Raw genomic sequence first — 12,196 nt, forward strand, 5'->3', positions numbered from 1 at the left:
AAACTCGCATCCCGCAACTTCCCGATCAACCCACGTCTCGATACCGGTCGTCAATCGCTGAGCACGCGCCCCCGCGCGTTCCTTCACCAAGCCCATCGAGCACCCCGCGCTTCCGAATCAGGTGCTCGACAACGAATCACAACAGATTCCACCGATTCAAGATTTCGCCCGCGGCGCCTCGCTCAAATTCGACGTCAAATGTGGGTAATTGAAAGTTATCGGATACGCTTACTGCGCGTACGGTGGCTTTGCTGTTAGCCAGCCGTACATCTCCCGCACTTTGGTCGCGTCACCAAGCTAGTCTAGCAATACATTGTGCTCGCCTGCCGTCGGCGGATACGCGCTTCCTTGGATGGTGGGCCCTCAGCTTCGCCCCGAGCGCCGAATCACCATTCGACGCTCACCGCATAAGAGCTGTCTATTTCTGACGTTTCGAGCCTCCATCCGCTCCACTTCTTACGCCGAACTTCAACAGAGTACCGCTGAATAATGCTGCAAAAATGCAGCATCACCCGGACGACGCGGAAATAGCGCAACCAGAATCGCATAATTTGCCTACGAAGCTCAAAGAGACGAGCTGCTGCTGCGCGTCTCTCCTTAGCTGCAATCGAGGGTGCTTCATGGGCAATCATGACCTTGTCTCCGGTAGCCTCCTTGTGCTGACCGCGACCAGCTTCGCACTACTCTGCTCGAGCCTGCTCGTCCTTGCCTTCATTTGAAACCGCGCGCTCGCCTTGCGCGCGCTATCAAGGCGATCACGCTGTCGAGCATCAAGTTTTTCTGCGTCTCCAAAGATGATGGTCGCGCACGACCCGAACGATCGTCTCTCCTTTTGGCTCGATCGACCGCGTGGTCTCAAGTGGCGACGACTCGGATGCGGCGAGCTTGTACGTTACGGACTGATCTATTTCTTTCATAAACACCCGCTTCAGCTAGTCTCCAACTAAGATAGCCCTGTTCGTTGGCGGTATCAGATTGGACGCGCAGCGATGGGGCTGTCTGCCGATAGCTCCCGAACCGTTGTATATTCCTGTAGCACGAACCGTTGTCTCATCAAGTCAAGGTAGGTTCCCGCTCTCACGTAGCAGTGCAATCGAACGGTTTGATGCGCGACCGTGACTTTATCTCGGGCTGCTTCCTGGCACTGACCGCCGCGGGGGCGCCTTGCTCAGCTCAAGCTTACTCGCCGCCGCGTTCACCCCTGTGAGGACACCCCATGAAATCACTCAAGCTAATCGGCTTTGCATTTGGAGCATCGATTGTGCTGTCCACCGCGGCATTGGCTGAGGAAATCACCATCGCCGTCGCTGGACCGATAACCGGAGGCGAGTCCGCCTTCGGTCGGCAAATGAAGAACGGCGCCGAGATGGCGGTGGAGCAGATCAACGCTTCCGGCGGCGTACTCGGCAAGAAGCTAGCCCTCGACGTCGAGGACGATGCCTGCGATCCCAAGCAGGCGCGATCGGTAGCGGAAAAGGTCGCTGCTGCCAAGATCCCGTTCGTTGCTGGGCACTTTTGCTCTTCGTCATCGATCCCGGCCTCGGAAGCCTATGCGGATGGCGGTGTACTGCAGATCACGCCGGCTTCGACCAACCCGCTATTCACCGAACGCAAGCTATGGAACGTGGCGCGCGTCTGCGGCCGTGACGACCAGCAGGGCCAGGTTGCCGCCCAGTACATCGCGAAGCAATTCAACGGCAAGAACATCGCGATTCTGAATGACAAGACGACTTATGGAAAGGGACTGGCCGACGAGACGAAGAAGGCACTCAACAAGGCCGGTATCATTGAGAAGATGTACGAGTCCTATAATAAGGGCGACAAGGATTTCAATGCGATTGTCTCGCGACTGAAGCGCGACAATATCGACCTCGTCTATGTCGGTGGCTATCACCAAGAAGCGGGCCTTATCTTGCGCCAGATGCGCGATCAGGGCCTGAAGACCATCCTGATGTCGGGTGACGCGTTGGCGGACAAGGAATATGCTTCGATCACCGGCGCAGCTGGAGCGGGTACACTCTTCACCTTCGGGCCCGACCCACGCAAGAAGACGACGGCGGCTGCGACCGTAGATAAGTTCAGAGCCAAGAATATCGACCCCGAGGGCTACACGCTATACACCTACGCTGCGGTGGAGGTCTGGACGCAAGCCGCAACCAAAGTTGGTACCATAGACCCGAAGAAGGTGATGGACACGATCAAAGCGGGCTCTTGGGACACTGTGATCGGCACACTGCAATACGATGCCAAGGGTGACATCAAACAGCTCGATTACGTCGTTTATAGGTGGGACGACAAAGGTGGCTATAGCGAGACTAACCCGACCGCATTCTGACCCATCTTAGTGCAAGACATCAAAGTTAGCGTAGCTAGGGAGGTAGGACGGGGATCAATGTCGATTGATCGATTGCTCCAAGGCAGCAGGCTACCGCCAGAACAAATTGAATGTCTGAAATCAGCCTATGTACGGACAATGCCGCTCGCTCTGCTTGATTGATCGAGACGACCCTATCGCCGAAATCGTCGAAGAAGGTCTCGAGATTGGCGCAAGTGGGGTTGGCGATCCGGCAGAGATATCAAAGCGCGTCATCGAGCAGCTTGGTGTCCGCAACCCGCCATCGGTCTAAAGCGGCCACCGCGCACATGCGCGGTCTGGATCCAATGTCCGATCGATGCACACGATGCCACCGGTTCGATGACTCACGGGCTGGACTGAATTGGAGCTGATAACTTGGCCCAACGCAGACGTCTAGCGGCGGCAACAGTGAGGCGTCCCTTCGCCGGACAGCAGTCACCGGCTTCGGCTTATGGAGATTTTCGACCATCGGGCCGCGCGACGCTCGGGCCCTCTGTTCCACGAAAAGGTTCGACCGGAAATTGCGCGGCCCCGCCTCGGGAAAACGAGGCAGGGCCGCTCCCCTCCCCCTGGGGACGCCGCGCTGCGGATCACAACGGAAATCGTCTAACTGCCGCCCTCTGTCATTTATGATCACACGCCCAAGTTACTCACCTGCATTGCGGCTTCCGTTCCTCGGTATTTTCCGCGACGTGCCGCAAGACGAGCTGAGAAAGCTGTACAACCAGATTCTTGAGACGTGCTATTTCCTGCCTGCACCGCGCCAACTCGCGCTCTTCTTCCGTCACTATCGACATTTCATAGCGATCCCAGCCGCGTGACTCATGTTGGACCTCAATTCGAGCAGGCAATCACGAACGAGGACTCAAACACATTCCCTGCAAAGAATGTACTGGAACCCCGCATTTCTACGCCAGTAAAAATACTGTACGATATGGTCGAACGATCTCGCTGCCCCGGCTCAGCGTGTCATCCCCGCCACAGATCTGAGCGTCTCGTACAGAATCTTAGCTGGTATGACGGTCAACGCGATCGAGCAGAAGCGCTGCGCGGCTTGAGCTCGTGGGGCTCCTGGACAATGGTCGTCTTCATGTCCCCTTCATACAGCAAGACATCGCCGATGCATGCGGGCTCTCGACTGTGCACGTCAATCGGACGATCCAAAAGCTAGGCGTAGGAAGCTCACTGAATGGAACGGTCATGCTGTTGATTTTCTTCAGCGAGATCAGTTCGAATTACTTGGGGAATTCCGCCGCTCATATGTCCTGCGTTGAATTTCTTCGGCGGCCGCTTCGTACTCTTTGCACCAAGCAAATCAACAAGCGCACGCCAATTCCGATCCGTACCGCCGCTATTCGACCTGCAGTCGCGTTCGCTCGGCCGTTTTCTTGAAATACTTGAGCGTAGTTACAACGCGCGCGACCAGCCTGAGGTTACGGTCGCAAAGCTTCGTCGCCGCAGTAATCCTTGCGGAGAATCGAGAAACCGCGCTGGCGAAATCTCCGAGCGCTCACGTGGCACAAGCACAGGCAACATAAGCAGAATACGACATGCACCGTTGCGACTCGCGGATTGATCGCTGCCTGTGAGAAATCGGGAGCTTGGATTTTCATGACGCGCGCCGCAGCTCAAACGACTTGATTCGTACCTAGCGTCACGTTGTAGCATCTCAAAGCAGGACGCGAGGGGCCCGCGGCAAGCCAGCCGGGCCACTCCGGCAGAGGCGCGACAACGACACATAAGCGGTCGACTTTGCTTTACGAGGATCAAGATCATACCGATGAGATGAGTGGCGTCGACGACAGATGATCCCGGGCTGTCCGCGCATTGGTGAATATCGCCTTGGGAAAAAGGAAACAACGCCAGACCGACATCGATCCCTTCGTGATTAGAATTTGCGGTGAATGCATCACCGCAAATAACCGTCGGCAGCCCTCCCTCTGTCGACGAGAGCTGGCGCGACGCTTAGCAGCCTCGTTCGCCCCAGACTCACTTCCGCCCGGCCCTCGAAATGAGGCCGGGCTTTTTTTTCCGATAAGATGCGCGGCTTTGCTGTTCCAGCCAACCCACGTCTGATGATTGCGAAAAGTTCAGGAGACAACAGTCCTGGTGGCCTTCGAAATGCTGCCCGCATGGCCTTTGTGACGTGTAACCCAAGGAGCTCGCGAGCGCCCGCAAATCGTGCAGACACATTTGCTCACCCACGTCAGCTACGCAAGTTAGGTGGATCGGACAACCGCCTGACCTAGCCATCTGTCATATTTCACGCGGTAGGCTCGGACGGCCTTGAATCGTACGTAGCGTCACATTGTACGATCTCAGGGTGGTTCGCGATGATATTTGGCAGATGATACCCGGCAGATGATCATTGGCGACCGAGCCAAGCCGCACTGGATAGTCTGGGGCAATCGTGCAACTGCCGCGCGTTCATCGTTGGCTATGGCAGTTATCTGGGGCAGCCGGTCACTGATCAATAGGGCTTTGATTGCGCATTGTCGATATTTGTTGCCAGAGGTGGGATAGTGACGGCCGATATCGTTGATGTATGCGTTGTCGGGAGTGGTGCCAGCGGCTCGACCGTTGCCTACGAGATCGCCCAACACGGTTTGCGAGTGCTCCTTCTCGAGGAAGGTCGGGCGCTTCCTCCCGGCGCCTCGCTGGCGAGCGTCCAAGATGGTATGGATACCGCCCTAGTAAGGTCTTCGGCAGGTACGTTGACGTCGTTTGGACGTCCCTGGACTGTGTGCGCGCTCGGCGGCGGAATGACTTTGTATGCCGGAATAGCCTTCCGCTATCGGACCATTGATTTTGATGCGCGAGCGCATGTAGCCGGAGACGCGCTTGACCCGTCTGCGGATGAGCAGGCATTTTCCAACAGAGAACACCGCCATGCCGCTGCCCAATCCATTTTCCACATCGCCGGTGCTGCTCGGCGGCGAGAACCGCTCGGGCACCACATTGCTGAGCATCGTGCTGGATTCGCATCTGGATCTGGTAGCCGGGCCGGAGATCGACTTCCTCGAACCGCCCAATCTCGGTCCGCACATCTTGAGCGCGATCGACCTGCTGGCGGCCGGCGATTCCCGTGTCGCGGGCATGACCAAAAACACGGTCGATCCGTTCTGGTATGACGGGGTGCACTTTGTGGTCCAGTGCCGCCGGTTCGGCCTCGACTTCGATGATATGCGTGGGTTGGTCAGCAAGGTGATGGTCGAGATGGGCGACGACATCGTTTCGTTCGCCGCCCGATGCTGCCTTATCAACGAGATGGGCGAGTTGCGCCGAGCACGTAGCGGGGCCCGGCGCTGGGGCTTGAAACTGCAGCGCAAGATTGCCCACATCGACGCCTTCGCCCGGCTGTGGCCGCGCGCACATTTCGTGCATATCGTGCGGGACGGCCGCGACGTTGCCGCCTCTCATCTGAAAACCGTTCCTGATTGGGGGTACCGAACTGTTGCCGATGCCGCGCGCGGTTGGCTGGAAGTGGTATCCCAGCCACACCGAATCGCGCCGCCTGGCCGCTATCTTGAGGTGCGTTACGAGGATCTTGTAACCAGTCCCCGTCCCACCCTGGCCCGGGCCCTGGATCACCTCGGCTTGCCTTGGGATGAGGCCGTGCTGCGTCACGCTGAATACGAGCACGTATTGTTCGAACAACCGCACGGCCATCCGGCGGCCGAGGCTGCGGGGAAGCCGCTGCACCGAGGCAGGATCGGTCGTTACGTCCAAGATCTGACGCGAGCCCAGATCGAGGAGTTCGAGCAGATCGCCGAAAGTGAGCTGAGCCGACTGGGGTATCTCTCGGCTCCCAGCCTGTCTGGCGACACGTGAGCCGCCGGCGCTGTTTCGCCGCGCCTCGCGGATTGCCACGAAGCTATCTTGCGCTGCTCGTCGGCCAGACCATTTCGCTGCTGGGCTCTAATGTAACCATGCTGGCGCTGCCGCTAACCGCAATCACGTTGCTGGACGCGGGACCGGCGCAAACGGGGCTGCTGCTGGCCTGCGGTCGAGCGCCGTACCTGGTGGTGGGTCTGTTCGCCGGGGTCGTCGTCGACCGCCTCCCGCATCGGCGGATCCTTTTGACCGCCAATCTGGTGATGGCGGCGACGCTGGCCACAATTCCCTTGTTCGCCAGCCTTGGACATCTTGGACTGGTTCAGTTGTACACGACGAGCATGCTGGTTGGGGTTGCCGCAGTGATCGCTGACGTGGCTTATCTGGCGTGCATACGCACCGTGCTAGACCGCTCAGAGCTGGTTCGGGCACAGAGTTCATTGGAGTTCAGCCAAGCGGGCGCGATGGCAGCAGGTCCGTTCCTGGCCGGTTGGCTCGTCAACGAATTCTCTGCCCCGACCGCAATACTGGCGGACTCGATTTCATTTTTGCTTGCCGCCGCGTTGCTGTCTCTGGTGCCCCTGCGTAACACTGGGTGCTCGGAGGCCGCGCCGAGAGCGGTGCTCGGCCAAGTCGCCGAGGGTTTGGCAAGCCTGTTCGGCAATCCGATTTTGCGGGCAGTCACGTTGGCCAGCGGCACATTCATCTTTTGGCACAACGCGTATTCTGCGGCGTTTCTGCTGCATTTGACTAAGGATCTCGGGTTTGACAGCCGGCTCGTCGGCGTGGCGCTCGGCATCGGTGCGCTTGGCGGTGTGGTCGGCGCGGCTAGCTCACCGCGGGTGGGCCGGGCGATCGGCCTCGGCCCAACTTTAATGATCGGTTTGGCGGTGAGCGCCGGCTCACCCAGCCCTGGTGGGCCGCAGTGGCATGCGTGACCCTCTCCCAATTCATGCTGTGGATCGGCCAAGGGATCTGCAGCAGGTTCCCATTCGATATACGTTGGTCATGCCGCACTTACAGGGCCGGATCAATGCGAGTATCCGCAGCGTGGTGTGGGGACTGGCCTCATTGGGGGCGCTGGTCGGCGGCGCGGCCGCTGCTGCGACGAGCCAGCGTACCACGTTGCTCGCGAGCAGCGTGCTTGGCATGGCCTCCATAGTGTGGATTTGGCGGTCGCCGCTGCGCCAGGCGCGCAGCTTGCGTCTATGACCGCGACGGACTGGCTCATGGACATCAAAGAATTTGGTGATCTTGATCGGCAGCCTGGGCGGCTCATGGTTTGGCGGATCAACGTCCCCGAGCCGATCAGCTGGCGGGCTGACCCGCGCCGTCCGTCCTATGTGCAAGAGGAACATCTTCGCTCTGCGGACGATGGCCGACCGGGCTGGCTCGGCGCAGCATTCGAGTTGCCGGGCGAGCTCCACGCCGCTGCGCTGACCAAAGCGATCCTCGGCTGGGTCGATCGGCACGAGGTATTACGCAGCCGATTGGCCAAGGATGGATCGGCAATGCATCGCGCCACGATTGATCCAGGCGCTGCAGCGCTTGAGCAAACCGTGGTGAGTGACCGCGCCGATAGCGGCGAAACTGCTCAGTTGCTCGAAAAACTGTTTGACGCGGAGACCAACCCGCTGCGCTGGCCGGCGTATGTCTTCGTGACGATCAGCCGGCCGACATCCACGAGCCTCCTGCTCGCCTCAGACCACTCTGTTAGCGATGCCTACTCGATGGCCTTGGTACCGTATGAGATCCGCGAGCTGTACACAGCCGCGATCCGTCGAGTGGAACCCCAGCTGGCAGCGGTGTACAGCTATCTGGATCACGCCGAGGCCGAACGAGAGCGATTGACCGATCTAACCGATGACCATCCTGCTATCGGCCATTGGCGCGAGCTGATCGCGGCGAACGGCGGTCAATTGCCGGACTTTCTGCTATCATTCGATGCGCCGGAGAGATCCTTGCAGCGGAGCGGAAAAATGTGGCTGCTCGATGCGGCTGGCGCATGCGAATTCGATCGCGGCTGCAGGTCCCAGGGCGGAAACGCGGCGACGGGAATTTTCGCCTGTCTGGCGCTGGCAGGAAAGACACTGGCGAACCAACGACAATTCCACGCCGTCGCGCCCTTTCACACCAGGTACGATCTGCGATCGATGCGTTCGGTTGGATGGTATGTCGGGATGAGCCCGGCGAGCTTCCGGGTGGCCGATACGTTGCCGGAAATCCTGCACGCCGCCCGGCTCGAACTCAAACGCGCCAAGAAAACGGCTCAGGTGCCATTTTCAAAGGCCATGGAGCTGCTTGGCACCACGCTGCGCGACCGTTTCATGGTATCCTATATGGACAATCGGACGGTGCCCGGGTCGGACCGCTGGTCCCGCTGGCGGACAAGATTTCTGATCAGCCAGACATACCTATGGGTCAGTCGCTGGCAGGACGGAATTTCCGTGAATTTCCGCCACCTGGTACAGCAAGCGCGCGAAATGCAATGGATGACTATCTTGCTGAAGTGGCCGCGCAGGCCCACCTGATCAGCGGCGCTCGTCCACTGCCGCGGCTCTCAATCGACTGACCAGGGTGGCTGAGAGTTAGCGTTCTTGACCAAGAACCGCTCGCGTTACGATCACGATCATTCGTGCTTGGGTGGCCAGAAAGGAGCTAAATTTAGCAGCCGAGAGCGCCACCGGGCGCAAGCATAGGCCCTATCTGCTCTATCTTTTGGTTGAAGCGGCTTTCTCGCGGGTGGCTTGCGGATGATCCTCGCCAGGCTAATCCGACACAACTCTTGCTCCGGACAGTAACGTGCATAGTGCCGGCCAGCATGTCGAGTTTACGACCAGCAGATATTGCGATCAATTTGCGAGCTAACATCCTCATATCCATGCTTTTCTTGCATTGAGCTAGCGATGGCACGATCATTGCAAGTCTTCGTTCAATGAATGGATTCGCCCTCGCACGGCAGGCGTTGATTTTCCGGATCATGCGCTGATGGAGGCATGTTCGTACATGATGGCGCAGAGGCTCATCGACGATGCTTTGTGCAAGCGACGCGGAATACGAGCTGCAGCCGATGAGCGGCGACGAACTCGCTATGCACCCCACTGGCGATTGACTTGGACTGAAGACAAATGTTTCAGCATGACGCAACAACAGCGACGCAAAGCGCGTAATCGAAGTGGCGCATCTTAAGGATCTACGAGAGCTGATGCAGTTGCTTTGGCATTTGTTCGAAGCAGTGGACCGGGTTCCTAGAGGACCGGAGCATACAGCAGCAATTCAGACAATTAAACGCTTTGAGCGTCGGCTGGCAGTATTGGTTCAGGCATCTGAGAAAGCTCGAGCTGGTCGCCCCAGAGTCGCGGGCCGAGCCAGCCCGCCAAATAAATGATCTTCAAACAATCACAGAAATCATCGAGGGATTCCATTTATGTGCGCTATCGCTAAGGCCTGCATGGCCACCGCGATGTGAAAGGAACTTGAAGCGCCTGTCCGGACCGCGGTATCCATTCGTCTTCCAGGGGTAAATGAGGGCCGAATATGTGGCAGGCGCTAGAAGCGCGTGTTCTTGAGCAATACATCTCCTTCTACAGCACGGGGATAATGAGCCGCCACTTCGAATGACGGCAATAGATCAAGAATGGCTTGCAGCGACAGTTGCCCTTCGTAGAGCTCCCGGTCGCTATATTCCGTGTAGATGAAGCGCGTATTGCTCAAGGTTTGCATGCCGCCCGCAATGACGTCGGCCTCCGCGCCTTGGACATCCATCCAAATGAAATCAACCGTGTTCAGCTTAGCGTCGCTGTACCAATCGTCCAGCCGCCGGGTTTCAACCGAGAAAGGGCGGTCGAACCGAACCCAATCATACTCGGTAAGATGGTTTTTCGGACGGCGTATCGAGCCGGAGAGATCCCATTCTTTTGCATCTCCATCTGCATTGCTTGGATGAAAATCGATCATCCCGTTTCGATCGCTGATCGCGATTTCAAGCAGCGTCACCTTATCGAGGGAAGGGCCCAACTTCTTCTTGAAGCGCGCGATCGCACGAGGGTCCGGCTCGAAGCAGTAAAGCTGAGCTTGTGGGCACAGGGTAAGAAAATGTTGCGTATCAGTTCCGTCATTGCAGCCGATATCCAAGATGACCGGATTGGACTTCTGAAGAAGCGAAACGATATGCTGATGTACTTCTACCGACGACACAGGTTGTTTTCCTATTGGCGCAGAGATCGGTTGAATTCGCCTCCGCAATCACACGCTGGAGGCTTCGGCACAACGTATATCAACGTATATAATCCATATGCCGGTCCAATCCCCTTGCTCCATCAGCGCTATTGGAATGCCGTCGACGCAAAATAGCCCGGCCGCATGATTTTCTTTCAGCCAAATTCGTACGAGCAGCTTTGCTCGCAGGGCCGACAATGAAGAGCCGTGGAGAAGAAACGGAAAGAGACTGTCGGCGCTCGATCACCATCCCATCGGTAGGTCGTGATCGGCCTGATCTTGCGGTCCCTAGCGAGCACATTTTGGCGCCCATGCGCGTGACGGTACACTCGGATGTTTTGACGAGAAGCAATGTCAGGTTCGCAACAGCTTGGCGAGCTGTGCACATGAAGGCGTTTGCTTCCGGACGAATGCACGCGCAGGCCAAGCGTGAGATTCATCACGATTGCAGGCAGATCGCTCTGCTCGTGTTTGGCCTGGCTCTTGCAATAATGGTGCTGCTCAGAAAGCACCCATCGTCAAATCGTTCAAATGCTCAGGAGGCCTGCATGAATTTCCGTCCGCTTCACGACCGCGTCGTGGTCAAGCGCATCGACGCTGAAGAGAAGACAGCTGGCGGCATCATCATTCCCGACACAGCCAAGGAAAAGCCCTCGCAGGGCGAAGTCGTCGCGGTTGGCCCAGGCGGCCGTGACGAGACCGGTAAGCTGATTCCGATCGACGTGGCGGTCGGCGATCGCGTGCTGTTCGGAAAGTGGTCAGGCACCGAGGTCAAGGTCGACGGTCAGGAACTGTTGATCATGAAGGAGAGCGACATCATGGGCGTTCTCACCGATGTGTTTTCCAAGAAGAAAGCCGCCTAGTCCGGCGCTCGCCACCACTCACCCCTGACGAACGCCTTGCCGGGCGCGTCGAAGGATGAGAAATTAAACTGAGGAAATTCGATTATGTCAGCCAAGGAAGTCAAGTTCGGCGTAGAAGCGCGAGACCGCATGTTGCGCGGTGTCGACATTCTCGCCAATGCCGTGCAGGTCACCCTCGGTCCGAAGGGCCGCAACGTGGTGCTCGAGAAGTCGTTCGGCGCTCCCCGCATCACCAAGGACGGCGTCGCCGTCGCCAAGGAGGTGGAGCTCGAGGAGAAGTTCGAGAACATGGGTGCCCAGATGGTGCGCGAGGTCGCGGCCAAGGCAGCGGACGCCGCCGGCGACGGCACCACCACCGCGACCGTGCTTGCGGCTGCTATCGTGCGCGAGGGCGCCAAGTCGGTCGCCGCCGGCATGAACCCGATGGACCTCAAGCGCGGTATCGACCTCGCGGTCGAAGCCGTCGTTGCGGACCTCCAGAAGAACTCGAAGAAGGTCACCTCGAACGAGGAGATCGCCCAGGTCGGCACCATTTCGGCCAACGGCGATGCCGAGATCGGCAAGTTCCTCGCCGACGCCATGAAGAAGGTCGGCAACGAGGGCGTGATCACGGTCGAGGAAGCCAAGTCGCTCGAGACCGAGCTCGACGTCGTCGAGGGCATGCAGTTCGACCGCGGCTACATCTCGCCCTACTTCGTTACCAACGCCGATAAGATGCGCGTTGAGATGGACGACGCCTACATCCTGATCAACGAGAAGAAGCTCTCCTCGCTGAACGAGCTGCTGCCGCTGCTCGAGGCCGTGGTGCAGACCGGCAAGCCGCTGGTCATCGTCGCCGAGGACGTCGAAGGCGAAGCCCTCGCCACCCTCGTCGTCAACCGCCTGCGTGGCGGCCTGAAGGTCGCGGCCGTCAAGGCTCCGGGCT

The 12,196-nt window shown here is 58.5% G+C and carries 9 protein-coding genes and 1 pseudogene; 8 read left to right on the forward strand and 2 right to left on the reverse strand.

Annotated features, from left to right (window positions below; translation table 11 throughout):
• Positions 1–386: 386 nt before the first annotated feature.
• Positions 387–632 carry a hypothetical protein gene (locus AC1VNY_RS41200; protein ID WP_482409479.1) on the reverse strand — a complete coding sequence of 82 codons (246 nt, stop codon included), beginning with the start codon at positions 630–632 and terminating at the stop codon, positions 387–389.
• A gap of 584 nt (positions 633–1,216) precedes the next feature.
• Here AC1VNY_RS41200 and AC1VNY_RS41205 point away from each other — a divergent pair.
• The 6 genes and pseudogenes from AC1VNY_RS41205 to AC1VNY_RS41230 all read left to right on the forward strand — a co-directional run bounded on the left by AC1VNY_RS41205 (position 1,217) and on the right by AC1VNY_RS41230 (position 8,721).
• Complete coding sequence (locus tag AC1VNY_RS41205; RefSeq protein ID WP_482409480.1) at positions 1,217–2,335, forward strand: branched-chain amino acid ABC transporter substrate-binding protein; 1,119 nt, start codon at positions 1,217–1,219, stop codon at positions 2,333–2,335.
• Positions 2,336–3,418: 1,083 nt separating this feature from the next.
• The gene (locus AC1VNY_RS41210; protein WP_482409481.1) at positions 3,419–3,748 is read left to right on the forward strand and encodes a hypothetical protein; all 330 of its coding nucleotides are present in this window, start codon (positions 3,419–3,421) and stop codon (positions 3,746–3,748) included.
• A gap of 1,130 nt (positions 3,749–4,878) precedes the next feature.
• Positions 4,879–5,019: pseudogene (locus tag AC1VNY_RS41215) on the forward strand (FAD-dependent oxidoreductase); the annotation flags it as partial.
• Positions 5,020–5,197: 178 nt separating this feature from the next.
• Positions 5,198–6,187 (forward strand): sulfotransferase family protein, encoded by a 990-nt coding sequence (locus AC1VNY_RS41220; RefSeq protein WP_482409482.1) that lies wholly within the window; start codon positions 5,198–5,200, stop codon positions 6,185–6,187.
• Positions 6,184–7,128 (forward strand): MFS transporter, encoded by a 945-nt coding sequence (locus AC1VNY_RS41225; RefSeq protein WP_482409483.1) that lies wholly within the window; start codon positions 6,184–6,186, stop codon positions 7,126–7,128. Before AC1VNY_RS41220 ends, AC1VNY_RS41225 begins: the two co-directional genes overlap by 4 nt.
• A 291-nt stretch (positions 7,129–7,419) precedes the next feature.
• Positions 7,420–8,721, forward strand: coding sequence for a condensation domain-containing protein (locus AC1VNY_RS41230; protein ID WP_482409484.1), 1,302 nt, complete (start codon positions 7,420–7,422; stop codon positions 8,719–8,721).
• A 1,018-nt stretch (positions 8,722–9,739) separates the two neighbouring features.
• On the opposite strand, the gene AC1VNY_RS41235 is transcribed toward AC1VNY_RS41230, so the two are convergent.
• Complete coding sequence (locus tag AC1VNY_RS41235) at positions 9,740–10,387, reverse strand: FkbM family methyltransferase (RefSeq protein WP_305825858.1); 648 nt, start codon at positions 10,385–10,387, stop codon at positions 9,740–9,742.
• 569 nt (positions 10,388–10,956) lie between these two features.
• Here AC1VNY_RS41235 and groES point away from each other — a divergent pair.
• Positions 10,957–11,271 (forward strand): co-chaperone GroES, encoded by a 315-nt coding sequence (gene groES / locus AC1VNY_RS41240; protein WP_194461561.1) that lies wholly within the window; start codon positions 10,957–10,959, stop codon positions 11,269–11,271.
• 84 nt (positions 11,272–11,355) lie between these two features.
• The coding region (gene groEL / locus AC1VNY_RS41245; protein WP_482409485.1) for a chaperonin GroEL at positions 11,356–12,196 on the forward strand (841 nt) is incomplete at its 3' end.

This window comes from Bradyrhizobium ferriligni, from assembly GCF_056837965.1.

Bases quoted from the DNA above. Each gene is read 5' to 3' on its own strand.
- AC1VNY_RS41200 (WP_482409479.1), bottom strand. From the start codon at position 632: ATGATTGCCCATGAAGCACCCTCGATTGCAGCTAAGGAGAGACGCGCA.
- AC1VNY_RS41205 (WP_482409480.1), top strand. From the start codon at position 1,217: ATGAAATCACTCAAGCTAATCGGCTTTGCATTTGGAGCATCGATTGTG.
- AC1VNY_RS41230 (WP_482409484.1), top strand. From the start codon at position 7,420: ATGGACATCAAAGAATTTGGTGATCTTGATCGGCAGCCTGGGCGGCTC.
- groES (WP_194461561.1), top strand. From the start codon at position 10,957: ATGAATTTCCGTCCGCTTCACGACCGCGTCGTGGTCAAGCGCATCGAC.